Genomic DNA, 23,330 nt, shown 5'->3' on the forward strand with positions numbered 1-23,330 from the left:
GGCCATGCGCGAATACCAAGAGAGGACATCGATGGCTGCGGTAGCACCCTATATCGAAGTGAAGAATCTGACGGCCGCATATGGCGGCAAGGTAGTGGTGCACGGGATCTCCTTTGCCGTGGCGCCGGGCGAGCACCTGTCGCTGCTCGGGCCTTCGGGTTGCGGGAAATCCACGACCTTGCGTTGCATCGCCGGCCTTGAGACACCAGCGTCCGGCGAGATCGTGATCGATTCGCGCGTGGTGTTCTCCTCCGAGAAGGGCATCAACATCCCCACCGAGAAGCGCAATCTCTCGATGGTTTTCCAGTCGTATGCCATCTGGCCGCACATGACGGTGTTCGAGAACGTGGCGTATGGTCTGCGGACGCGCCGGCCACACAACGTCGACATCCGGGCAGAGGTTGCGAGGGCGCTCGAAATGGTCGGCATGAAGGATTTCGCCGCGCGACCGGCCACTGATCTGAGTGGCGGACAGCAGCAGCGCGTGGCGCTTGCGCGCAGCTACGCGTGCCGTCCGAAGGTCATCCTGCTCGACGAGCCGCTCTCGAATCTGGATGCTCGCCTGCGCACTCGCATGCGCGAGGAAATGAAGGAGCTGCAGCAGCAATTCGAGGCGAGCACGTTGTACGTCACGCATGATCAGGAAGAAGCGATGGCGATGTCGAATCGGGTGATCGTGATGCGCGAAGGTCGCATCGAACAAGAGGGGCCGCCACTGGAGATTTACGATCGCCCACGCAGCCGTTTCGTGGCCGATTTCATAGGGGCGGCCAACATCATCACGGGCCATTTGACGGGAGCTGCCGATGCCGACCCTGTGTTCGACGCGGGCAATGGTGTTGCGCTTCGCTGTGCGCCACGGGACAAGGCGCCCGAACCCGGCCCGGATGGCAGGCAGGCGGTCGCCGTGCGCTCGGTCTATGCCGAGTTGCAGACACAGCCTTCGGCGTCGTCCGAGAATCAGTGGCCGGCAACGGTCGAGCGGCGCATCCTTCTTGGCGACATCGTGACGTACTTCGTGCGTTGGCCGGGTGGTCTCATTCGGGTCCATGGGTTCCCGGGAGCCTTGCTGGATGAAGGTGCGGCCGTGTATCTGTCCATTCCGGCAAAGCGGGCCATCCTGGTGGACGCCGACGCGTGACGGGTAGGCCCTTCGCCGGGGCACATCTGGCTTCATAAGCGGCATAATGCCACTTTGCCACTTTTTCCCAGCACAGGAGCCCCCATGATCCGCGAACTCTGCCACATCGTCGTGAAGCCCGGCACGCAGGCCGGCTTTGAAGCCGCCGTCCACCAGGCGCTGGCGATCTTCAAGCGGTCCAAGGGCTGCCACCAGGTCGAACTGCATCACGTCATCGAGAAGCCCGAAGAATACATGCTCATCATTCATTGGGAGAAGCTCGAAGATCACCTCGAGGGCTTTCGCAAGTCGCCGGACTATCAGGAATGGCGCGGGCTGGTGGGGGGGTTCTTTGCCCAGGCGCCCGACGTCGTGCACGCCAGCGCTGTCATCTGATTCCCCGGCTTCTGCCGATCCTGCCCATCTGGGGCGTCATGAGGCGGTCTGCGCTGCGTGGTGCGGGCGTTGCCCGGAGTCTTCATGCCCTTCAAGGACATCGTCGCCGCCCTGATCGTGATTGTGGTCTGGGGCGCCAATTTCGTCGTCATCAAGGTGGGCGTGGATACGGTCCCGCCGATGCTGCTGGGCGCGTTGCGGTTCTTCTTCGTCGCCTTTCCCGCCGTGTTTTTCGTCCCGCACCCGCGAGTGCACTGGAAGTACGTGGTGGGCTATGGTGCGACCATCTGCCTCGGTCAGTTCGTCTTCCTGTTCCTTGCGATTTATCTGGGCATGCCCGCCGGCCTGGCGTCGCTGGTGTTGCAGGCGCAGGCCTTCTTCACGGTCATGATCGCCGCAGTGGTCCTGCACGAACGCGTCCGGCCGCATCATGTGTTGGGAATGGGGCTGGCAGTCGCGGGACTGGTGTTGCTGGACACGGGGGGTGGCCAGACGGCAGTCCCGCTCCTCGGTTTCGTCTTGACGCTTGTGGCAGCCCTGAGCTGGGCTACAGGAAACGTGACGCTGAAGTGCGCCGGCCCCGTCAGCATGCTGTCGCTGGTGGTGTGGGGCGCGCTCCTGCCGCCCGTCCCGTTCCTGCTGCTGTCGTTGGGGTTCGAGGGTACCGGACGGGTCGCCGATAGCCTGATGCATGCCGGGTGGCGGCTCGTCTGGGTGGTGGTGTATCTGTCGGGGATTGCGACACTGGTGGGTTATGTGCTGTGGGGGCGGCTGCTTGCCAGACATCCGGTGGCCAAGGTGGCACCGCTGAGCTTGCTGATTCCGGTCGTTGGCCTGCTATGCGCCGACTGGTTTCTGGGTGAACACCTGGGGTTCTGGCAGTGGGCGGGCGGCTTTGTGGTGTTGATCGGACTGGTGATCAATCTGTTTGGCGGCCGGTGGCTCGCGAGGCTGCGGGGTGTCCTGCAACCGTCCTAAAATAAGCGCTTTGGCGGCGCGCGTGCGCCGCGCTTCCTGGAGTGGAAACTGACCCATGGCTATTGATCGTGCAGGGCTCAACGCCCTGATGGAAATCACTTCGCGGCCCGAACTGATCTTCGTGCGCGGCCAGGGCTCCTGGCTGGAAGACCAGACCGGCAAGCGTTATCTGGATTTCATGCAGGGCTGGGCGGTGAACTGTCTTGGGCACAATGCCCCGGTGATGATAGAGGCGCTGATGCGCCAGGCGAATACGCTGTTCAATCCGTCGCCCGCTTTCTACAACCAGCCGTCGATCGACCTGGCCAGGCGCATCGTCGATGCGTCCTGCTTCGATCGGGTGTTTTTCGCCAATAGCGGGGCTGAAGCCAACGAAGGCGCGATCAAGCTCGCCCGCAAATGGGGGCAGCTGCACCGCAAGGGCGCCTACAAGATCATCACCTTCGATCACAGCTTCCATGGCCGCACGCTAGCCACCATGTCGGCATCTGGCAAGCCGGGTTGGGACAAGAAGTTTGCACCCCAGGTGGACGGTTTCCCGAAGGCGAACCTGAACGACCTGAATTCGGTGCGGGCGCTGATCGACGACCAGACCGTGGCTGTCATGCTCGAGCCTGTGCAAGGCGAGGGTGGCGTCATCCCGGCGACGCGCGAGTTCATGCAGGGCCTGCGCACGCTCACGCGTGAGCGTGGGCTGCTGCTCATCGTGGACGAAGTCCAGACGGGCATGGGCCGCACGGGGCGTCTCTTCGCCTATCAGCATTCAGGTATCGAGCCCGATATCATGACCCTGGGCAAGGGCATCGGTGGTGGTGTTCCGCTCTCGGCGCTATGCGCGCGCGAGGCCGTGAGCTGCTTCGAGCACGGCGACCAGGGCGGGACCTACAACGGAAACCCGCTGATGACTGCTGTCGGTGTGGCGATCTTTGATACGCTGACCGCGCCGGGGTTTTTGGATAGCGTGAATGCGCGCGCGCAGCAGCTGTCCGATGGCCTGAACCGGCTGTCCTCGAAGTGGGGCATGAAGGGAGAACGCGGCGCGGGCCTGCTGCGTGCGCTGATCATGGATAGGGACGACGGGCCGGCCCTGGTGAAGGCGGCGCGCGAGCGTACACCCGAGGGGCTGCTGCTGAACGCCCCACGCGGCAATCTGCTGCGCTTCATGCCGGCGCTGAACGTCAGCGCCGACGAAATCGACACAATGCTGCTGTGGCTGGATGAACTGGTCACCCAGGTGCGCCGCTGATCTGCCTGACGCCATGATGTCCCGGCCTGCCTTCAGGGCGGGCCGGGGCGGCGTGATCAGGCTTTCTTCGCCTGTTCGGCCTTTTTCACCTGGCGCCAGTGGTGCAGCAGCGGCTCCGTGTAGCCATTGGTCTGTTCCAGGCCCCGGAAAATCAGGTCGCTGGCCGCCTTGAACGCGCAGGACGTGTCGAAATGGCCATCCATGGGCTCGTACAGCGGATCACCGGCGTTCTGCTTGTCCACCACGGCGGCCATGCGGCGCAGGGTCTTTTCGACCTGATCGCGTTTGGTGATGCCATGCATCAGCCAGTTGGCAATGTGCTGGCTGGAAATGCGCAGCGTGGCGCGATCTTCCATCAGCCCGACGTCATGGATGTTGGGGACTTTGGAACACCCCACGCCTTGGTCGATCCAGCGCACCACATAACCCAGGATACCCTGGCAGTTGTTGTCCAGCTCCTGCTGGATCTCGTCCGGCGTCCAGTTGGTATTCGCGGCGACCGGCACGGTCAGAATGCGGTCGGTGTAGTCCTCGTGGTGGCCCTCCAGCGACTTCTGGACCTGCACCACGTCCACCATGTGGTAGTGCAGGGCATGCAGCGTCGCGGCTGTGGGCGAGGGCACCCACGCGGTGTTGCCGCCAGCCTTCACATGACCAATTTTCTGTTCCAGCATGGCGGCCATCAAGTCGGGCATGGCCCACATGCCTTTGCCGATCTGGGCATGGCCGCGTAGACCGCATCCCAGGCCGGCCTGGACGTTATTGAGTTCGTACGCCTTGATCCACGGCTCGTTCTTCATGTCGCCTTTGCGGACCAGGGCTCCAGCGCGCATGGATGTGTGGATCTCGTCGCCGGTGCGATCCAGGAAGCCGGTATTGATGAAGATCACGCGCGCGGTGGCGGCCGCGATGCAGGCCTTCAGATTCACACTGGTCCGGCGTTCCTCGTCCATGATGCCCATCTTGATCGTGTCGGGGGCAAGGCCCAGGACCTTCTCGACACGGCCAAAGAGTTCGCTGGCGAAGGCGACCTCGTCCGGCCCGTGCATCTTGGGTTTGACGATGTAGATCGAGCCTGTGCGCGAGTTCAGGCGCGCCTTCAGGTCGTGCATCGCGATGAGCGACGTGAAAGTGGCGTCCAGAATGCCTTCGGGAACCTCGTGGCCGTCGCGATCCAGGATGGCCGGATTCGTCATCAGGTGACCGACGTTGCGGATGAACAGCAGCGAGCGCCCGTGCAATGCGCCTCGGCTGCCGTCGCGGGCTGTGTATTCGCGGTCCGGGTTCAGGCGGCGGGTGATCTTCTTGCCGTTCTTGACCAGATCCTCGGTCAGGTCGCCCTTCATGAGGCCCAGCCAGTTGCGGTACGCCAGGACTTTGTCCTCGGCGTCTACGGCGGCGATCGAGTCTTCCAGGTCGATGATGGTGGTGACTGCTGATTCCAGCAGAATGTCCTTCATGTGCGCGGGGTCGGTCTTGCCGATGGCGTGCTGTGCGTCGAACTGAATTTCGAAGTGCAGGCCGTGATGGCGCAGCACGACCGCCTCGGGCGATTCAGCGTGACCCCGATGGCCCAAAAAGGCTTCCACGTTGCGCAAGCTGGTCTTGCTGCCGTTCTTCAGACCGATTTCCAGCACGCCGCCCACCACCCGGTAGCTCACCGCGTCGGCGTGCGAGCCGCTGGCCAGCGGAATGTTGTCGTCCAGGAACTGGCGACCAAAGGCGATGACCTTGGCCCCGCGCTTCGGGTTGTAGCCGGCCGTCTTCGCGGCGCCGCCCTCGTCCGAAATTGCGTCGGTCCCATAGAGCGCGTCGTACAGGCTGCCCCAGCGGGCGTTGGCGGCATTTAGCGCATAGCGCGCATTCGTGATCGGCACCACGAGCTGCGGGCCCGCCTGCTCGGTGATCTCCGTGTCCACGTTGGCCGTGGTGACCGCGACGTGTGCCGGTGCGTCCTTCAGGTAGCCGATCTTTTTCAGGTGGGCACGGTAGGCCGCCGGGTCTTTCACAGCGCCCGGATGCTGCTTGTACCACTGATCCATGTCTGCCTGGATGCGGTCGCGCTCGGCCAGCAAGGCCCGGTTTTTGGGAGCCAGATCGTGGACGATGGCTGAAAGACCTTCCCAGAAGGCAGCCGGCTTGACGCCGGTGCCGGGCAGGGCTTCGTGTTCGATGAATTGGTGCAGCGAGGCTGCCACCTGGAGTCCGTGAACGGAGATTCGGTCAGACATATGGCCTTCCTGTTGGAGCTTATGCGTTAAAGGGCATTATAGGTAGTCTTATATAAGAGTTGAAAGACTGGAGGGTATATTCAGCATGTATTTAAAGTATGTACTCAAGCCGTGATTCGACCGTTTCCGTATCACAACTTCAGTGACAGGCCACCCGTGGCGGGTCTTTAGGCGATTCCTTTTCCGCCCGTCGGATCGTTCGATCTGTCGCTGGCCAGGACGCGGAGGACGGCGTCGCGTTTTTCCAGCAGATGCTGGCGCAGGATGGCGGCCAGCCGTTGGCCGTTGCGGGCTTCCAGCGCCTCGATCATCTCGCTGTGTTCGGCCATTGCCTTGTCCCACTTCGCCGTTTCGAAGTTGGACCGAAAGCGCAGTGCTTGCAGGCGGCGGTTGGTCGTCAGATAGACCTGGCGCAACGCGGCGTTTCGGGCGGCCTGGTTGATGTGGTCGTGAATCAGGCTGTTCTGCTTGTAGTAACCCGGCAGGTCCTTCTGGGTGTGGCAGGCCTGCATGACATAATGCATGGCCTTGATCCGCGTCACTTCTTCTGCCGTGATGCGTTCGCACGCCAGCTGCCCTGAAAAGCTTTCCAGACAGCTCATGAGTTCGAACATTTCGCGGAGTTCGGCCTCGGACATGCGGTAGATCGAGGCGCCTCGGTTGGGGGTGATCTCGACCAGGCCCTCGGCGGCCAGCACCTTGATGGCTTCACGCAGCGGAGTGCGGGAAATGCCGAATGTGTCGCACAGTTCGCGCTCGTTGAGCTTGGTCCCCGGCGCGACCGAGCCCTCTACCACGAAGTTGCGCAGGCGCTCCACGATCACGTCGTGGAGCTGGAGGCGCGTCACCTTAGAGAGCGGTGTCGACTCGGACGGACTGAGTAGAGGAGACGAATTTTGCATACAAAAAATAATGTAACGAGTCGACTAAATCTTATCACATCCGTTTTTTAGGGCTCTTCTAGGGAAATTACGGATGCTGGACGTCACCGCGGTAGTTTCTTTTGATAAGTTCTTTTGATAAAGTATTTTGAATTCAAAATTAAGGCGCGGCCGACCTCTGGCTTGCTGCGGCGACACCTGATCATGGACATAGCGGTTCCAGCGAAGGTCATTCATCCGGGTGCCAAGCGCAACGAGCTTGCAGAGCGCCTGGCGCGCGACGTTCAGGGCGAGGTCCTGTTTGGTCGGGCAGATCGGGGGCGGTATTCCACCGACGCGTCCATCTACCAGGTGGATCCCATCGGGGTCCTGGTGCCCAGGACGTTCGAGGACGTTCGTGCCGCAGTCGATATCTGCAACGAACTGCAGGCGCCTTTCGTCGCGCGTGGGGCCGGGACTTCCCAATGCGGTCAGACCGTGGGCCAGGCGCTGGTGCTGGACCACAGCAAGTATCTGAATCGTGTCGTGGGTTTCGACGCTGAGGGCATGACCGTGACCGTAGAGCCGGGGATCGTCCTCGATCAGCTCAATGCCTGGCTGCGCCCGCATGGTCTCTGGTTTCCGGTGGACGTCAGCACCTCGGCCCAGTGCACCCTGGGCGGCATGGCGGGTAACAATTCCTGCGGATCCCGTTCCATCGTCTACGGGAACATGGTGCACAACGTCCTGGGGGTGGATGTCCTTCTGGCCGATGGCGCCGAGGGACATTTCGGGCCGTTGAAGCAGATGACAGCCAATGGTTCCCGCTTCGACCAGATCGTGCAGCAACTGCGCAGGATCGCGGTGCGCGAGCATGACGAAATCGCCCGCACGGTGCCTAAGGTCCTGCGCCGGGTGGGCGGCTACAACCTGGACATCTTCAACCCGCAAAGCGTACGGCCCTATACCGCCGATGGTCGCGTCAATCTGGCGCACCTGCTGGTCGGTAGCGAGGGCACGCTGGCCATTACGCGCCGGCTCACGCTCAAGCTCTCCCGCCTGCCGGAACACAAAGTTCTCGGCGTCGTGAACTTCCCCAGCCTGTATCGTGCGCTGGATGCAGCCCAGCACATCGTGAAATTGGGTCCCGAAGCGGTGGAGCTGGTGGATCGGACCATGATCGATCTGGCGCATGACAATCCAGCATTCGGTCCGGTCATCGACCGCGCCCTGACGGGCGATCCCAAGGCGCTGCTGCTGGTGGAATTCACCGGATATTCCCGGGGGGCCCCGCTAGGCAACCTGGATCGCCTGGCGGAGCTCATGGGTGATCTGGGCCTGCCCGGCAGCGTGGTGCGGATTCCTCAGATGGCGGACCAGAAGGCCCTGTGGGGGGTGCGCAAGGCGGCCCTGAATATCATGATGAGCATGCGGGGCGATGGCAAGCCCGTGTCGTTCATCGAGGATTGCGCAGTGCCGCTGGAGCACCTGGCCGAGTACGCCAGCCGGCTGACTGATGTCTTCAAGAAGTATGGAACGAGCGGTACCTGGTACGCCCATGCATCGGTGGGAACCCTGCACGTCCGGCCGATTCTGGATATGCGCACGGGGGGTGCAGCGCTCATGCGTTCGATCGCCCAAGAGGCCAGTGAGCTGGTCCGGGAGTACAAGGGGGCCTACTCCGGCGAGCATGGCGACGGCCTGTCACGCACCGAATGGATTTCCTGGCAGTTCGGGCCGTCCCTGACGAAGGCTTTTGAGGAAATCAAAGAGCTGTTCGACCCAAAGGGGCTGATGAACCCGGGCAAGATCGTGCGCGGCCCGAAGATGGACGACACCACGCTGTTCCGGTTCAAGCCTTCGTACCAGGTGTTGCCTTTCGAGCCGGCGCTGGACTGGTCGGCCTGGAATGTCACGCAGGATCCCGCGAGCCAGACGGTGGGTGCGCCTGGTTCGGGTAGTGACCCGACCAAGGGTTTCAGCAAGGCCGTCGAGATGTGCAACAACAACGGTCATTGCCGCAAGTTCGATGCCGGTACCATGTGCCCGAGCTATCGCGTCACGCGCGACGAACGCCATCTGACGCGCGGCAGGGCCAATACCCTCCGCCTGGCGCTGTCGGGGCAGTTAGGGCCGGGGGCATTCACGTCCGAGGAAGTGCGCGAGAGCCTGGATCTGTGCGTCGGGTGCAAGGGCTGCAAGCGCGAGTGCCCGACTGGCGTCGACATGGCCAAGATGAAAGTCGAGTTCCTGTACCAGTGGCACAAGGGACACCGCATGAGCCTGAAGGACAGGCTCATCGCCTCCATGCCGAGGTGGGCTCCGTGGGCGGCGCGCTTCCCCATGGTCTTCAATTTGCGTGATCAGGTTCCAGGGGCGGCTTGGCTGTCCGAAAAGCTTCTCGGTTTCTCCGCACGGCGATCGCTGCCCAGATGGCGGCGCGACACCTTTCTCTCGGGGGCGCCGCGCGACCATCTGGAAGATGCCGACGTGGTCCTGTTTGCCGACACGTTCAACAATTATCTGGATTCCGAAAACGCCCGTTCAGCCCTGAAGGTGCTGCAGGCGGCCGGCTACCGCGTGCATGTCGCCCGCGCTGCTGCCTCGGATCCGGAACAGGATCGGGCGCTCTGCTGCGGCCGCACCTACTTGTCCGTCGGTCTGGTCGACCAGGCGCGCGAGGAAGCACGCCGAGTCATCCGGGCCTTGCAGCCTTTTGTCGCCAGAGGCGTCCCCATCGTGGGCCTGGAACCGTCCTGCCTGCTCTCCTTGCGGGACGAATTCCTGGTCATGGGGCTGGGCGAAGACGCCAAGGCGCTGGCGCATCAGTCGTTCCTGTTCGAGGAATTTCTGGCGCGCGAGCATGGTGCGAGGCGGTTGAACCTGCCGCTCAAGGCGCTGTCGTCGAAGCGCGCTCTGCTGCATGGTCATTGCCACCAGAAGGCTTTCGATGCGGTGCGGCCCGTGCAGACCGTGCTGGGGCTGATCCCGGATCTGGAAGTCAGCCTCATCGAATCCAGTTGCTGCGGCATGGCCGGGAGCTTTGGCTACGATGCCGGCCACTTCGACGTGTCGATGAAGATGGCTGAGCTGTCGCTGCTTCCGGCGGTGCGGCAGGCTGGCCCGGACGATCTGATCGTGGCGGACGGCACGAGCTGCCGGCATCAGATCGCGGATGGTTCCGGCCGTCACGCGGAGCATGTGGCGAGGGTGCTGGAGCGTGCTCTGGCGTAAATGCAATTGATTGACAGGAGTGAATATGAAAACGAAGCCAGTACTGGCGATGGACGATGTGCAAACAATCATTGAGGCGGCCAGCCGATATGCGGTTGAACATGACTGGAAGGTCACGATTTCGGTGGTCGATGATGGCGGCCATCTGCTGGGCCTGAAGCGGCTGGATGGTGCAGCTCCCGCGACGGCGGTGATCTCTCCGGGCAAAGCCCGGGCGTCCGCGCTAGGCCGTCGGGAGTCGAGCGGATACGAGGAGATGATCAATGGGGGGCGGTACGCCTACCTCTCCGTTCCTGGGGGCGTGATGCTGGAAGGCGGTGTGCCCATCGTGGTGGACGGGGCGGTGGTGGGCGCGATCGGTGTCTCGGGCGTGAAATCCAGCCAGGATGTGGAGATCGGCAAGGCTGGTATCGCTGCATTCATGGCGACACAACGCTGAACGGACCTTCTTGCAAAGATCTGCCCGTTTTCAATTCAATCACTCAAGGACCCTACACGATGCTGCAACTGAGCACCCACCCGTCCGGGCGCCACTTCCTTCAGATTCCTGGCCCCACGAACGTCCCCGACCGGATTCTTCGCGCCATCGACCATCCGACCATCGATCACCGCGGGCCTGAGTTCGGCGCGCTGGGGCGGTCCGTCCTGGCAGGCATGAGAAAGATCTTCCGCACGGAAGGCCACGTCGTGATCTATCCGGCCTCCGGCACCGGGGCCTGGGAGGCCGCGCTGGTGAATACACTGTCTTCCGGTGACTTGGTGCTCATGGCCGAGACCGGCCACTTTGCCACGTTGTGGAAGAAGATGGCCGAGCGCCTGGGCATCCGGGTCGAATTCCTGCCGGGGGACTGGCGCCGCGCCGTGGACCCGAAGGACATCGAGGCACACCTGCGGAAGGATGCGCGGCATGAAATCAAGGCCGTGTGCGTCGTGCACAACGAGACGGCTACCGGGGTGACCAGCGACATCAAGGCGGTACGCGATGCCATCGACCGCGCGGGTCATCCCGCGCTGCTGATGGTAGACACGATATCGTCGCTGGGCTCGATCGACTACCGCCATGATGAATGGGGCGTGGACGTCACCGTCGCCGGCTCTCAAAAGGGGCTGATGCTGCCGCCAGGCCTGTCTTTCAACGCGGTCAGCAGCAAGGCGCTCGCCGCCAGCGAAAAGAACACACTGCCGCGCTCGTTCTGGGATTGGCAGGCCATGATCACCAGTAATGAAACGGGGTACTTTCCGTACACGCCATCCACCAACCTGCTCTATGGGCTGCATGAAGCGCTGGAAATGCTCTTCGCCGAGGGGCTGGAAACCGTCTTCGCCCGGCACAAGCGTCATGCCGAAGCCACACGGCGGGCCGTGCGCGCCTGGGGACTGGAGATTCTGTGCTCGGATCCCGAGCGTTACAGCCCTTCGCTGACCGCAGTGATGATGCCCGAAGGCCACGGAGCCGACGCCTTTCGCAAGGTGGTGCTGGAGCATTTCAACATGTCCCTGGGCCAGGGGCTGAGCAAGGTCAAGGACAAGGTTTTCCGCATCGGGCACTTGGGTGACATCAATGACCTGACGGTGTGCGGGACACTGGCAGGTGTGGAAATGGGGCTCGAACTTGCGCATGTGCCCCACCAGAAAGGGGGTGTTCAGGCGGCCATGGCATACCTGGCTGAGCAATCCGAGGTGCGATCCAGGCCACTACAGGAATGAGAAGTGGTGCCGCGTGGAGGCGCGGCGCCGACGTCCCCGCAGTTCACAGGTGGTTCAATCTACAGGAGACAACGATGAAATTCCATCAAAACGGATTCAGGAAGATGGCGCTGGCGGCGGTTCCGCTGGCCATGGCGGTTGGTTTGGCGACGCCCGCTGCGGCTGCAGGCTGGGAGCCCACGCGCAACGTCGAGGTGATCGTCCCGGCAGGAGCGGGCGGGGCTTCGGACCAGATGGCGCGCATGATTCAGCACATCGTGCTGGAGCACAAGCTGATGAAACCCTCGATGCTGGTTGTCAACGAGGGCGGCGCGAGCGGTGCGGAAGGGATCATGGATACGAAGGCATCCAAAGGCGATCCCTACAAGCTGATGGTGGCCTTCTCAGCCATTTATACCTTGCCGATAGCCGTCAAGCTTCCCTTCAACTGGCGCGATCTCAACCCGGTTGCGATGATTGCTCAGGACGAGTTCCTCCTCTGGGTCAATTCGGCCACGCCCTACAAGACGGCGAAGGAATATCTGGACGCTGTGAAGGCGGCACCTTCCGGCAAGTTCAAGATGGGCGGCACGGGCGCCAAGCGTGAAGACCAGATCGTCACCGAGGCGTTGGACAAGGCCGCTGGTGTCCGCTTCACGTATGTGCCATACAAGAGCGGCGGGGAAGCCGCGACCCAACTGGTGGGCAAGCACATCGATTCCAACGTCAACAACCCCAGCGAAAACATCGCCCAGTGGCGCGGTGGGGCGCTCAGGCCGCTTTGCGTGTTCTCGGAGCATCGCATGGTCTACAACGACGTCGTCACCAACGGCATTTCCTGGCATGACATCCCGACCTGCAAGGAAGCGGGCTACGACGTTCAGTACCAGATGCTGCGCGCATTCTTCCTGCCTCCGGACACGACCAAGGAACAGGCCGATTTCTACGCCAACATGCTGAAGAAGGTGGTCGAGACGCCCGAATGGAAGGCTTATGTGACCAAGCAGGCGCTCCACTCGGACTATCGGACCGGCAAGGCGTTCACGGACTTCCTGACCCAGGACGAGGCCTATCACAAGAAGGTCATGGAAGAAGCTGGTCTCGCGGCCAAATAGCGATCCATCACCCGGAACCTACAGGAGACACGAATGGATCCGACACCTGTTGAACGAAGCGGGAAGGGGCTGACCTACAGCGGTGTCGGAGCCATCACCGCTGTTGTGATCTTCTTCCTCGGTGTAGTCATGATGGCCGATAACTCGCGCATCGGTGCCGGCTGGGGCACCGGCGGGCCCCAGCCCGGCTATTTCCCGTTTCATATCGGCGCAATCCTTTGTATCGCGGCGGCTGTCGTCTGCTTTCAGGCGCTCTTTGGCAAAGGCCGGAATCTCAAGGTCTTCGTCACATGGGATCAGCTCAGGCGCGTGCTGATCGTGCTGATACCGACGGTGGCTTATGTCTTTCTGATTCAGTACGTCGGCATCTATGTGGCATCGGCCATCTTCATTGGTGGGTTCATGCGTGCCCTGGGCAAAACCAGTTGGCTGCAGACCATCGCGGTCAGCATTGGCGTGAACGTGGTGCTGTTCTGGATGTTCGAGATTCAATTCATGGTGCCCCTGCCAAAAGGGCCACTTGAAGCCTTCTTCGGCTACTGAGACGAGCAGGAGTCACATTTCATGGAAAACATAGAAGCCCTGTTCCACGGCTTTTCCATCCTGATGACTTGGTACAACGTCGGGATGATGATCATCGGCCTGGTGCTGGGTGTGATCATCGGTGTTCTGCCCGGGCTGGGGGGGCCAAACGGTGTGGCGATTTTGCTGCCGCTGACGTTCGGCATGTCTCCCACCTCGGCGATCATCATGCTGTCCTGCATCTACTGGGGATCACTGTTCGCGGGTGCCATTACCTCCATTCTGTTCAATATCCCGGGCGAGCCTTCGTCGGTGGCGACCACCTTCGACGGCTATCCGCTGGCGCAGCAGGGCAGGGCCGGCGAGGCTTTGACGACGTCCTTCACGGGTTCGTTCATCGGTGCGTTGGTCGGCGTGTTGCTGATTACCTTCCTGGCGCCGTTGGTGTCCAGGTTCGCCTTGAGATTCGGGCCTGCCGAGTTCTTTGCCGTCTTTTTCCTGACGTTCTGCAGCTTTGTGGGGACGGACAGGAAGGCGCCGTTCAAGACCATCATCTCCATGATGCTGGGGTTCGGCCTGTCGGAGATCGGGATGGACACGGTGAGCGGCCAGCTTCGCATGACTTTTGGCATGCCGGGCCTGCTGCGGGGCATCGATTTCCTGGTGGTGGTGATCGGCCTGTTCGGCATTGGCGAGATCCTGGTCAGCATGGAAGAGGGGCTGGCCTTCGAGGGGAAGACCGGGAAGATCAATCTCAAGGTCGTCCTGCAAACCTGGAAGAAATTGCCACGCTACTGGGCGACCATCATCCGCAGCACGCTGATCGGCTGCTGGATGGGAGTGACGCCGGGGGGTGCCACGGCGGCGTCCTTCATGGGATACGGAATTGCGCAACGCTTCTCGCCACGCCGGGACAGGTTCGGTACGGGCGAACTCGAGGGCGTCATTGCGCCTGAGACGGCGGCGCATGGCGCGGGTACGTCGGCCCTGCTGCCCATGCTGGCGCTCGGGATCCCGGGCTCGGCGACGGCAGCCGTGCTGTTGGGCGGGTTGATGATCTGGGGGCTGGATCCTGGCCCCATGCTGTTCACCGAGCACAAGGACTTCGTCTGGGGGCTGATTGCCAGCATGTATCTGGGCAATATCGTCGGATTGATCCTGGTGATGTCCACCGTGCCGTTCTTTGCCGCGGTCCTTCGGATTCGGTTCGCCATCATCGCCCCCATCATCATCGTGCTGTGCGCGATTGGCGCTTACACCGTACACAATGCGCTGCTGGATGTGTGGTACATGGCGCTCTTCGGTGTGGTCGGCTATGTCCTGAAGAAGCTGGATTACCCATTGGCGCCGCTGGTGCTGGCATTGGTGCTGGGTGACCGGATGGAAGACGCCTTCCGGCAGGCCATGCTGGGGCCCAACACCGGGTTGCACGTTTTCTGGTCCAACGGGCTGGTGGCGACCATCACCGGACTCGCCGTCCTGCTGTTGATCTGGCCGCTGGTGCTGTTCGTATGGCGCCTGCTGCGCCGGGGCGTGTCCCATCAAGCCGTAGAGAGCAGGTCGTGATCATGACCCTGGAACCCATGGACATTGGAGGCCGGTCGAATGCCTGAATTCGTGATGCTGGAACGTGACGCAGGGGTGGCCACTGTCACGCTGAACCGGCCGGAGAAGCTCAATGCGCTGACCAAGCCTCTGTGGCGCGAGCTGGGAGAGGCCATGCGCCAGCTATCGGACGATGATTCGGTCCGTTGCGTGGTGGTTCGGGGTGCCGGTGAAAAGTCCTTTTCGCCGGGCAACGACATTTCTGAGTTCCGGACGGAACGGGCCAACAAGGCCCAGGCCATTCGCTATGGGCAGGTGATGCGCGACACGCTCCAGGCGCTGGAGCAATGCCGGCATCCTGTGGTGGCTCAGATCCATGGTATCTGCGTCGGGGGCGGGCTGGAGATCGCGTCTTTGTGCGATCTTCGGATCTGCGGTGAGTCCAGCCGCTTCGGGGTGCCGATCAAGAATTTGGGGCTGGTCATGTCCTACCACGAGCTCGCGCCCCTGGTCGCTCTGGTGGGGCCCGGTATTGCGCGGGAGATCCTGCTGGAAGGCCGGGTCTTCGGTGCGCAGGAGGCCCTGGCCAAGGGCCTGGTCACGCGGGTGGTACCCGACGATCAGGTGGCCGAGGAAGTCCGTGCGACGGTGCAGCGCATCGTGGAGGGTGCTCCGCTGGCGGCACGCTGGCACAAGGCATTCATTCGGCGCATCCAGGAGCCTGAGCCGATTTCCGATGCGGAGCACGAGACCTGTTTCGATTGCTTCGATACCGAAGATTTCCGCGAGGGCTATGACGCCTTCCTGGCCAAGCGCAAGCCGGCCTTCCGTGCACTTTGAGGGAATGAGCCAATGAGCACGACTAGCAGGCATCCGGGACCGCTTGCGGGCATGCGGGTCCTGGAGCTTTCCCAGATCATGGCGGGCCCCACGTGCGGCATGATGCTGGCCGACATGGGGGCCGATGTCATCAAGATTGAGAAACTGCCGGGCGGCGACGATTCGCGCGGCTACCGCGAGCCCGCCGTCAATGGCGTCTCGGCGCCCTTCATGATCCTGAACCGGAACAAGCGCGGGATGGCCATCAACCTGAAGGATCCCGAGGGCAAGGAAATCCTGCTGCGCATGGTCCGGGATGCCGATGTGCTGACCGAAAATTACCGGCTGGGCACCATGGAAAAGCTGGGACTGGAATATGACGTGCTACACGCGATCAACCCAGGGCTCATCTATTGCGCCGTCTCGGGGTATGGCCGGACGGGCCCCTATCGCGCCAAGGCCGGTTTCGACCTGATCGCTCAGGGCTTTTCGGGGCTCATGTCCGTGACTGGTGAGCCTGGGCGCCCGCCAGTCAAGACGGGCAATTCGGTGGCCGACATCAACGCGGGCCTTTTGTCGGTCTCCGGGATCCTGGCGGCTTACGCCCACAAGCTGAAGACCGGCCAGGGACAGGTCGTGGACACCTCCCTGATGGAGGCGGCCATGCAGCAGACGTACTGGCAGGCGGCGAGCTATTTTGCGACGGGCGAGTCCCCTGGACCCACCGGGTCGGCCCATTTGCTGACGGCGCCCTATCAGGCATTTCCCACGCGTGATGGCTGGGTCAACATCGGTGGTGCCAACCAGGGGAACTGGCAGCGGATCGCCGAGGTTCTGGGACATCCAGAATGGCGCAGCGACCCCCGGTTCGAGACCAATTCCAGGCGCATGGAGAACATCCAGGACCTGTGCGCAGTCATGAGCGACGTGCTGAAGATGCAAGATACGGCCTTCTGGGTGGAAGCGTTTGACGCCGCAGGGGTGCCCGCAGGTCCGGTGAACACGATCGGCCAGGCACTGAGCCATCCGCAGGCCCTCGCGCGCGGCATGGTGATCGAGCTGGAGCACCCGCAGGCGGGGCACACGCAGGCGCTGGGGTGTCCGATCCATTTTTCCCTGACTCCCACGCGGGTCGACCGTCCGGCGCCGGTGCTGGGTCAGCACACACGTGAACTGCTCCTGGAGTATGGCTATGACGAGGGGCAGATTGCACACTTCGTTGCCGCTGGTGTGGTTGTCGATGCATCGGAGGTTTGAATGGCTCCGGTTCTGGACATGATGCGGAACGTTCCTCAGAGGCCGATCTGAAATGGCTTTGGATACACCGGCTTTCTGGCTGGGTTTGCTGGAGGTCATTTGGGTCAATATTCTGCTCTCGGGCGACAACGCCGTCGTGATCGCGCTCGCGGCCCGTTCGTTGCCGGAGTCCCGGCAGGTCCCGGCGATTGCCCTGGGGGCGGGGGCTGCTGTGGTGCTGCGTGTCGTGCTCACGCTGGTGGCGGCCGAGCTGTTGCTGTTGCCCTGGTTGAAGGTGGTGGGCGGGTTCCTGCTGCTTTATATCGGGATTTCGCTGGTGCTGCCCGACAAGAACGGTGGTGAATCGATCCGGCAGCAGAACAGCATGCTGGCCGCGATCCGGACCATCATCGTTGCCGATCTGGTGATGAGCCTCGACAACGTCGTGGCCGTTGCTGCGGCGGCCAACGGCAGTCTCGTGCTGCTGATTCTGGGGCTTGGAATCAGCATTCCCTTGGTGGTATTCGGCAGCGCGTTGCTCTTGAAGGTGACGGAGCGTTTTCCGTTCATTGTCTGGGTGGGCGGCGCTCTGATCGGCTATATCGCAGGCGAGATGCTGGTGTCCGACCCTGGCCTTCATGACTGGGTTGCGGCTGTGCTGAGGGCATTGAGCGTGTCGCAAGAGGCGTTGATCGCAGCCGCCGGCGGGCTGGGTGCCGTCATCGTCCTGGCGACGGGGAAGCTGATGGGGCGCGGCGCCGAATCAGACTGCTGATTCCCCGGCTCCTCCATGAACTCCCAGCGTGTGAAATTGCCCATCCGTTCGAACAGAAGTCGCGGGCGCATCGGGCGGACGGCTGAGTTCCATCAACCCGAGCTCCGGTGAGGATCCGGGGGTCGGAGTTTTTCCAGGGAGGAGTGTATGAGACGGAATGCAATCTTGCTCATGGCTGTCTTGACGGGAGTAGCCGCAGCTCCGGCGCAGGCGAAACCGGATGCGGCCAAGCTAATGGAAGCGACGATTCAGGGTACGCGGGCACAGTTTGCAGCAGGCGCGCTGACGTGTCATGACCTGGTCGAGTTCTATCTTGACCGGATTCATGCGTACGACCAGAAGGGCGCAGCCATCAACACGATGTTGTATGTCAATCCCGCGGTGTTGAAAGAGGCCGACCGCATGGATGCTGCGCACAAGGCGGGCAGCAGCCTGCCGCCGTTGTGGTGTGTGCCTGTCGTCCTGAAAGACAATTACGACACAAAGGATATGCCGACCACAGGTGGTTCGAAGTCATTGCAGAAGGCCCAGCCCGCCAAGGATGCCACTGTCGTGGCACGGTTGCGCAAGGCAGGTGCACTGGTGCTCGGCAAGACGAATCTGTCCGAATTTGCGCTGACGGGTGTCACGCGGAGCTCGCTGGGTGGCCAGACGAAGAATCCCTATGATCTGACGCGCACACCGGGCGGGTCTTCTGGCGGGACAGGCGCTGCACTCGCGGCCAATTTTGCGCTGGCGGGCACGGGCAGCGACACGGTCAACTCCGTTCGGTCGCCGGCTTCTGCCAATAGCGTGGTGGGTTTCCGCGCGACGAATGGGCTGGTTAGCCGTGCCGGGATTATTCCGGTATCGGCGACGCAGGATTCCGCAGGCCCTCTTGCCCGTACGGTTAGCGACGTGGCGATCATGTTGCAAGTGATGGCTGGATACGATCCGGAGGACCCCAAGACTGGCCTGGCAGTCGGCCATGTCGCACCGTCCTATGTCAGCGCACTGAAGCCGGATGGGCTGAAGAATCTGCGTGTTGGTGTCCTGAAGACGCTGTTCGGAAACGAGGAGAAAAATCGGCCCGTCAACAAGGTCATGGCGCACGCCATCGACATCATGAAGCAGCAAGGGGCCGTTGTTGTCGAAGTCGAAAACCCGAAGTTCTTTACCGACATGCTGGGCAAGACAGATGATGTGCAGAAGTTCGAGTACCAGCAACTGCTCAATGGTTATCTTGCGGGCCAAGGCGATCATGTTCCCGTGCATACCTTGCAGGAGGTTCTGGCGTCCGGAGGCTATGACAAGCAGACACTGCAGAGCTTTCTGCTCGATGCTGAAAATCATGGCATGAACGAACCGGAGTACTGGAAGCGCATCACCAACATCCGGGACCTGCGGATTGAACTGGCGAACTTCATGGCCAAGAACCAGCTGGACGTCTTGGTATTCCCGGAACAGCGGGAGCTGGTTGCGGAGATCAGTACGCTCAATCAGCCCGCCCGGAACGGGCACCTTGCGGCGTTGACCGGATTCCCTGAAATTACCCTTCCGGCAGGTTTTTCAGCCCCCACACAGGCTGCCCCGCTCGGGGTCCCGGTAGGATTGTCGATCCTGGGCCGGCCATGGTCCGAGTTCACGCTGCTGCATGCGGCCTACAGCTTCGAGCAGGCTGCGAACGCGAGAAAACCGCCTCGGTCCACACCACCGTTATCGGAGTGAAATCCGGCCCGTTTGCGATTCTGCGAAACGGGCCGTGTCAGTCCTGTGTGAACAGTGCCTCGAGATCCACCTCGGTATCGACCGGATCCAATGCCAGGCTTTCCTGGATATGGTCGAGATGGCGCACGATCAGTTCGACGGCGGATTTCTCGTCTTTTTCGGTGATGGCGTGGACGATGCATGCGTGTTCGTCCGCCCGGCAACTAAGCGTGGTGGATGCGCTATAGAGGCTGATGATCAGGCAGGTCTGGGTCGAGAGCTCGCGGGTCGTGCGCAGCAGCGCCGAGTTCTCGACGAGTTCGGCCAGCAGGACGTGGAATTCGCCGGACAGCCGGATGATGCTGGGCTGATCGTGCCGCCGGCGGGCTTCCTCTTCGCGTGCCAGATGCTGCTGCAACTGCGTCTTCGTTCGGTCGGTCAGCGTGGTGATCAATTTGCGAACTGTGAATGGCTCGATCAGGCGGCGTGCCTCGAAAACGTCTCTGGCGTCCTGAACGGTCGGCTTGGCTACGTAGGCGCCCTGGTGCGGCACCAGTTCGACCACCAGGTCGTGCGCCAGACGCGCCAGCACCTCGCGGATGCGGGCCCGGTTGACGGAAAAGATGGTCGCCAGACGCCCTTCGGCCAGCTTGGTCCCCGGCGGAATGCGGTGTTCGAGAATGGCCGTGTACAGCTTGTCCGCGATCTCGGAAGGACCGAGGTCGCGTGGTTTGTGCGGTGTGCGCGCTGGCACGTCGTCGGTGGTGTTGTCTGACGCTTTCAGTTGCATGTCCAGCATTTTAGCAGCGCGAGATGGTTCTCATGGCGTTCGGCGAACGTGTTCTGCGTGATCCGGCGGCCTCAGCTGCGGCGGGCCAGCAGGTCGGCCAGCGCAGTGGGCAGGCCGGTGTTCGGTTTGATGGGCGGCCGGGCGAAGCTGCCTTCGACGGCGCCCGTTGGGGCGAGCTTGGCCAGGGTCTCGGCGTGGCAGACGGCGCTCGAGACGCCGTCCACCACAGGGACCGGCAGCCGGTCCTTGACCCGGCGGGCCAGCCCGGCCAGCGGGGCACCAGCCAGAATGATGACGTCGGCATGATCGTGCGTCACAGCTTCCTGGCACAGTGCGACCAGTTTTTCGGCGTGGTCATCCTGGACGGTCCCTATGTCGCGCAGTGGATCCTGAAGGTTTCGGATGCTGGCCAGACGCGACGACAGGCCATTGCGTTCCACATTCTCCCGATACCAGGACGTGATCCGTGACGAGATGGCGATGATGGAGAAGCGCTGGCCGAGCATGCTGGCCGTCATCAGTGCGGCCTCGGTCAGGCCCACGACCGGGATGTCCATGGCCTCTCGCAACCCTGTGATGCCGGGGTCCCCAAAAGCCGCCACGATCATCGCGTCGTGGTTTGACGCGTGTTCGGCCGCCAGCAGTGCGGTGGCGTAGCCGGCAATCAGGGATTCGAAACGCGTCTCGATGTAGGCGACACCGAGTTGTGCCGTCAGCGTCGTGATTTGCGTATCCGGCGCGGCGACACGGCGGGCTTCAGCGTCGATCAGGTCGCTGACGCTGGTGGATGTGTTTGGGTTGATGATCAGTAGCCGCATGGTGGGATCCTGTGGATGTGTGGTTTGGGCGTTTGGCCTGGGGCGGTCAGTCGAACAGTTTCCCCCAGCCCTTGACGGTTCCAGGTGGGAATCCCATCATCTGCAGCGCCTTCCAGACAACCACCGAGACAGAATCGTAGATGGGGATGCCGGTTTCGCGCTCCAGCGCGTCGGCCAGATGCGCGGCGCGCAGGTTCGTGCACATCACGGTCATGGCGTCCGGGCGGGATTGGGCGACGGTTCGCAGCAGTTGCGCCAGCGTGTCCGGTTCCACGAGCCCGAATTCGTGATTGACTGTCAACCCCAGGTGCGCCTCTTGTGAGCAGTCGATCCCCATCGCCCGATAGTTGCCGATGATGCGCCGTTGCACCTCTTCGATATAGGGTGATACGAGTCCCAGTTTGCGGACGCCGGCGCGCTGCAGCAGTTCGTTCAGGGCCAGGACCGAGGTGGTCGCGGGGATGCCCGTTTCCCGTTCGATGGCGCGGCACAGCGCGATGTCTTGTTCGACGCCCAGCCAGCTTGCGGCCGTCCCGCTCCAGCAGATGACGCCGACTTTGGCGTCAGCCAGCAGGCGTGCCGCTTGCAGGATGGTGTTGATATCGAATTGGCCCACCGACTGCTGGCGCATGGAGATCTCCGTCACCGTAAAGCGCGAGAAGTGGGCCGATACACCGGGGACTCCGGCCACGATCGCGCTGGTCAGCGGCTCCAGTGCCGTGTTCGAAGACGGGGTCAGCACCCCGATGAATTTTCTGGCTGTCATGCCTGGCCTCTCAGATGGGGATCTTCTTGTCGTAGTCGATCAGCATCGTCGAGGTGATGAGGAGCCCGATGCCGGCGCCGGTGAACATCATCAGCGCGTAGAAGTATGAACCAGTGTTCTGAACGATCAGGCCAACGATGATGGGCACCCCGATCCCGGCGAAGTTGCCGCCGAGGTTCATGAAACCGCCCAGGAAACCGACCCGCTTCCGGGTGCCGATGATGGATGGGATTGCCCAGAAGACTCCGCACCAGCGCAGGAAGAACAGCGTGGCCGACAACAGGGCGACGACGGCGATGGGGTTTTTCACTTCAGACACGCTGAAGATGGCGATTGTCGCGAGGATGGATGCGATCCCGAACAGGGTCCGCAGGACCCGTCCCTGGCGGGCGCCGGCGCTGATCCATTTGTCGGCGATCCAGCCGCCTACGAGTTCGCCGATGAAGCCGGCAAAGAACATGATGAAGACCGCCCCACCCATTTCCTTGATGTTGAAGCCATGTACTGCGGCCAGGTAATTGGGCATCCAGGTCAGCAGCCCATAAAAGAGGGTGTTGAAGAACATCCAGCCGAAAAACATCCCCCACACAGACCGGTAGCCCAGGAACTGGATCAGGGTTCCCCTGGATGTGTCCGGTTCCAGGGCTGCGTCGGCGGCGTGGGCGGATTCAATGTATTCGGCTTCCGCATCATTGACAGCCGGGTGCTGCCGCGGGTGATCGCGGATGACGCGCCAGGCCAGCCAGCCCGCGAACATCGTCCCGACGCCGGCCACGATGAAGGCGATTCGCCAGGACCCGAACCAGGCAATCAGCCCGGAAATCACCAGGGCGCCCAGGGCGGAGCCCAGTGGCGCGCCGCCATCGAGCAGCGTGGCACCGCGCCCGCGTTCGGTCTGCGTCATCCAGATGCCGTTGAGCTTGCCGCCGGCCGGGTAGATGGGCGCTTCGGCGGCACCCAGCCCCAGACGTGTGGCAGCCAGGCCGACCCAGCCGGTGCAGACGCTGGCGATGGCCTGGAACAGACCCCATCCGATCGTCGCGCCGACGATCGTTTTCCGGGGGCCGAATCGGTCGGCCAGCATGCCGCCGGGGATCTGCATGAAAGCGTAGGTCCAGAAGAACGAGCTCAGGAGTATCCCCTGGGTGGCGGGTCCGATGTCGAAGTCCTTGCCGATCAGGGGCATCGCCACCGAGATGGAGGCACGGTCGATGTAGTTGATGGAAATCAGCAGAAGCATCAGCAGAAAGATGCGCCATCGAACGCGCGTCGGCTCGGCGGCGTCAGAGAGTGCGAGTGCGGGCATCGCAGTTGCGGCTTTGTTCATGGTTGTCTCCGTCATATGAGCCCGGGTGGGCGCTTATCTTTGACGAGCCTATGCTACCTTCCTGGTGAGGGTGTCAGAATTAGTGTTTACACTAGTGTCAACAATATTGTTGAGAAAATATGATTTCATTCATGAGTTGCCTGGAGCCGGCCTCGGCGTGATCGAGAGCCAAGAATGGAG

General features: G+C 62.2%; 20 protein-coding genes. 14 read left to right on the top strand and 6 right to left on the bottom strand.

The annotated features are described in order from the left end of the window. The first annotated feature begins 4 nt into the window (after positions 1 to 4). The 4 genes from EPN31_RS07040 (at position 5) to EPN31_RS07055 (ending at position 3,740) form a co-directional block, all read left to right on the top strand. Positions 5 to 1,141 carry an ABC transporter ATP-binding protein gene (locus EPN31_RS07040; protein WP_291771143.1) on the top strand — a complete coding sequence of 379 codons (1,137 nt, stop codon included), beginning with the start codon at positions 5 to 7 and terminating at the stop codon, positions 1,139 to 1,141. Positions 1,142 to 1,225: 84 nt separating this feature from the next. Further along, the gene (locus tag EPN31_RS07045; protein WP_291771145.1) at positions 1,226 to 1,516 is read left to right on the top strand and encodes an antibiotic biosynthesis monooxygenase; all 291 of its coding nucleotides are present in this window, start codon (positions 1,226 to 1,228) and stop codon (positions 1,514 to 1,516) included. An 84-nt stretch (positions 1,517 to 1,600) separates the two neighbouring features. Continuing rightward, entirely contained in the window at positions 1,601 to 2,494 is an 894-nt protein-coding gene (locus EPN31_RS07050; protein ID WP_291771148.1) for an EamA family transporter, read from the top strand. A gap of 55 nt (positions 2,495 to 2,549) precedes the next feature. Continuing rightward, the gene (locus tag EPN31_RS07055; RefSeq protein WP_291771150.1) at positions 2,550 to 3,740 is read left to right on the top strand and encodes an acetylornithine transaminase; all 1,191 of its coding nucleotides are present in this window, start codon (positions 2,550 to 2,552) and stop codon (positions 3,738 to 3,740) included. Between the two features lie 56 nt (positions 3,741 to 3,796). Here the strand turns inward: EPN31_RS07055 and EPN31_RS07060 are convergent, their stop codons facing one another. Both EPN31_RS07060 and EPN31_RS07065 read right to left on the bottom strand, forming a co-directional pair. Continuing rightward, complete coding sequence (locus EPN31_RS07060) at positions 3,797 to 5,971, bottom strand: malate synthase G (protein WP_291771153.1); 2,175 nt, start codon at positions 5,969 to 5,971, stop codon at positions 3,797 to 3,799. Between the two features lie 167 nt (positions 5,972 to 6,138). Beyond that, positions 6,139 to 6,873 (bottom strand): GntR family transcriptional regulator, encoded by a 735-nt coding sequence (locus EPN31_RS07065; protein ID WP_291771155.1) that lies wholly within the window; start codon positions 6,871 to 6,873, stop codon positions 6,139 to 6,141. Between the two features lie 183 nt (positions 6,874 to 7,056). Here EPN31_RS07065 and EPN31_RS07070 point away from each other — a divergent pair, with 183 nt between their 5' ends. From EPN31_RS07070 to EPN31_RS07115, 10 genes are all read left to right on the top strand, one after another. Continuing rightward, positions 7,057 to 10,065, top strand: a complete 3,009-nt coding sequence (locus EPN31_RS07070) for an FAD-binding and (Fe-S)-binding domain-containing protein (protein WP_291771158.1) — start codon at positions 7,057 to 7,059, stop codon at positions 10,063 to 10,065. A gap of 25 nt (positions 10,066 to 10,090) precedes the next feature. Beyond that, entirely contained in the window at positions 10,091 to 10,504 is a 414-nt protein-coding gene (locus EPN31_RS07075) for a heme-binding protein (RefSeq protein WP_291771161.1), read from the top strand. 59 nt (positions 10,505 to 10,563) lie between these two features. Beyond that, positions 10,564 to 11,772 (top strand): aminotransferase class V-fold PLP-dependent enzyme, encoded by a 1,209-nt coding sequence (locus EPN31_RS07080; RefSeq protein WP_291771164.1) that lies wholly within the window; start codon positions 10,564 to 10,566, stop codon positions 11,770 to 11,772. A gap of 104 nt (positions 11,773 to 11,876) precedes the next feature. Next, positions 11,877 to 12,866, top strand: coding sequence for a tripartite tricarboxylate transporter substrate binding protein (locus tag EPN31_RS07085; RefSeq protein ID WP_291771205.1), 990 nt, complete (start codon positions 11,877 to 11,879; stop codon positions 12,864 to 12,866). A gap of 33 nt (positions 12,867 to 12,899) precedes the next feature. Next, positions 12,900 to 13,409, top strand: a complete 510-nt coding sequence (locus EPN31_RS07090) for a tripartite tricarboxylate transporter TctB family protein (RefSeq protein ID WP_291771167.1) — start codon at positions 12,900 to 12,902, stop codon at positions 13,407 to 13,409. A 21-nt stretch (positions 13,410 to 13,430) separates the two neighbouring features. Next, the gene (locus tag EPN31_RS07095) at positions 13,431 to 14,954 is read left to right on the top strand and encodes a tripartite tricarboxylate transporter permease (protein ID WP_291771170.1); all 1,524 of its coding nucleotides are present in this window, start codon (positions 13,431 to 13,433) and stop codon (positions 14,952 to 14,954) included. 39 nt (positions 14,955 to 14,993) lie between these two features. Continuing rightward, positions 14,994 to 15,773 (top strand): enoyl-CoA hydratase-related protein, encoded by a 780-nt coding sequence (locus EPN31_RS07100; protein ID WP_291771173.1) that lies wholly within the window; start codon positions 14,994 to 14,996, stop codon positions 15,771 to 15,773. A 12-nt stretch (positions 15,774 to 15,785) separates the two neighbouring features. After that, entirely contained in the window at positions 15,786 to 17,009 is a 1,224-nt protein-coding gene (locus EPN31_RS07105) for a CaiB/BaiF CoA-transferase family protein (RefSeq protein ID WP_291771176.1), read from the top strand. A gap of 52 nt (positions 17,010 to 17,061) precedes the next feature. Further along, entirely contained in the window at positions 17,062 to 17,763 is a 702-nt protein-coding gene (locus EPN31_RS07110) for a YjbE family putative metal transport protein (RefSeq protein WP_291771179.1), read from the top strand. 147 nt (positions 17,764 to 17,910) lie between these two features. Then, on the top strand, positions 17,911 to 19,470 hold the full coding sequence (locus EPN31_RS07115; protein WP_291771182.1) for an amidase family protein: 1,560 nt from the start codon (positions 17,911 to 17,913) through the stop codon (positions 19,468 to 19,470). A 37-nt stretch (positions 19,471 to 19,507) separates the two neighbouring features. Here the strand turns inward: EPN31_RS07115 and EPN31_RS07120 are convergent, their stop codons facing one another. From EPN31_RS07120 to EPN31_RS07135, 4 genes are all read right to left on the bottom strand, one after another. Further along, positions 19,508 to 20,248, bottom strand: coding sequence for a GntR family transcriptional regulator (locus EPN31_RS07120; protein WP_291771185.1), 741 nt, complete (start codon positions 20,246 to 20,248; stop codon positions 19,508 to 19,510). 62 nt (positions 20,249 to 20,310) lie between these two features. Continuing rightward, the gene (locus EPN31_RS07125; RefSeq protein ID WP_291771188.1) at positions 20,311 to 21,057 is read right to left on the bottom strand and encodes an aspartate/glutamate racemase family protein; all 747 of its coding nucleotides are present in this window, start codon (positions 21,055 to 21,057) and stop codon (positions 20,311 to 20,313) included. Between the two features lie 46 nt (positions 21,058 to 21,103). Further along, on the bottom strand, positions 21,104 to 21,823 hold the full coding sequence (locus EPN31_RS07130) for an aspartate/glutamate racemase family protein (protein WP_291771191.1): 720 nt from the start codon (positions 21,821 to 21,823) through the stop codon (positions 21,104 to 21,106). A 10-nt stretch (positions 21,824 to 21,833) separates the two neighbouring features. Continuing rightward, a complete protein-coding gene (locus EPN31_RS07135; RefSeq protein WP_291771193.1) occupies positions 21,834 to 23,150 on the bottom strand; it encodes an MFS transporter in 1,317 nt (438 codons plus the stop codon). Positions 23,151 to 23,330: the final 180 nt, after the last annotated feature.

The sequence above is a fragment of the Castellaniella sp. genome (assembly GCF_004321985.1).
Lineage (GTDB): Bacteria > Pseudomonadota > Gammaproteobacteria > Burkholderiales > Burkholderiaceae_B > Castellaniella.

Bases quoted from the DNA above. Each gene is read 5' to 3' on its own strand.
- EPN31_RS07040 (WP_291771143.1), top strand. From the start codon at position 5: ATGCGCGAATACCAAGAGAGGACATCGATGGCTGCGGTAGCACCCTAT.
- EPN31_RS07045 (WP_291771145.1), top strand. From the start codon at position 1,226: ATGATCCGCGAACTCTGCCACATCGTCGTGAAGCCCGGCACGCAGGCC.
- EPN31_RS07050 (WP_291771148.1), top strand. From the start codon at position 1,601: ATGCCCTTCAAGGACATCGTCGCCGCCCTGATCGTGATTGTGGTCTGG.
- EPN31_RS07055 (WP_291771150.1), top strand. From the start codon at position 2,550: ATGGCTATTGATCGTGCAGGGCTCAACGCCCTGATGGAAATCACTTCG.
- EPN31_RS07060 (WP_291771153.1), bottom strand. From the start codon at position 5,971: ATGTCTGACCGAATCTCCGTTCACGGACTCCAGGTGGCAGCCTCGCTG.
- EPN31_RS07065 (WP_291771155.1), bottom strand. From the start codon at position 6,873: ATGCAAAATTCGTCTCCTCTACTCAGTCCGTCCGAGTCGACACCGCTC.
- EPN31_RS07070 (WP_291771158.1), top strand. From the start codon at position 7,057: ATGGACATAGCGGTTCCAGCGAAGGTCATTCATCCGGGTGCCAAGCGC.
- EPN31_RS07075 (WP_291771161.1), top strand. From the start codon at position 10,091: ATGAAAACGAAGCCAGTACTGGCGATGGACGATGTGCAAACAATCATT.
- EPN31_RS07080 (WP_291771164.1), top strand. From the start codon at position 10,564: ATGCTGCAACTGAGCACCCACCCGTCCGGGCGCCACTTCCTTCAGATT.
- EPN31_RS07085 (WP_291771205.1), top strand. From the start codon at position 11,877: ATGGCGCTGGCGGCGGTTCCGCTGGCCATGGCGGTTGGTTTGGCGACG.
- EPN31_RS07090 (WP_291771167.1), top strand. From the start codon at position 12,900: ATGGATCCGACACCTGTTGAACGAAGCGGGAAGGGGCTGACCTACAGC.
- EPN31_RS07095 (WP_291771170.1), top strand. From the start codon at position 13,431: ATGGAAAACATAGAAGCCCTGTTCCACGGCTTTTCCATCCTGATGACT.
- EPN31_RS07100 (WP_291771173.1), top strand. From the start codon at position 14,994: ATGCCTGAATTCGTGATGCTGGAACGTGACGCAGGGGTGGCCACTGTC.
- EPN31_RS07105 (WP_291771176.1), top strand. From the start codon at position 15,786: ATGAGCACGACTAGCAGGCATCCGGGACCGCTTGCGGGCATGCGGGTC.
- EPN31_RS07110 (WP_291771179.1), top strand. From the start codon at position 17,062: ATGGCTTTGGATACACCGGCTTTCTGGCTGGGTTTGCTGGAGGTCATT.
- EPN31_RS07115 (WP_291771182.1), top strand. From the start codon at position 17,911: ATGAGACGGAATGCAATCTTGCTCATGGCTGTCTTGACGGGAGTAGCC.
- EPN31_RS07120 (WP_291771185.1), bottom strand. From the start codon at position 20,248: ATGCTGGACATGCAACTGAAAGCGTCAGACAACACCACCGACGACGTG.
- EPN31_RS07125 (WP_291771188.1), bottom strand. From the start codon at position 21,057: ATGCGGCTACTGATCATCAACCCAAACACATCCACCAGCGTCAGCGAC.
- EPN31_RS07130 (WP_291771191.1), bottom strand. From the start codon at position 21,823: ATGACAGCCAGAAAATTCATCGGGGTGCTGACCCCGTCTTCGAACACG.
- EPN31_RS07135 (WP_291771193.1), bottom strand. From the start codon at position 23,150: ATGAACAAAGCCGCAACTGCGATGCCCGCACTCGCACTCTCTGACGCC.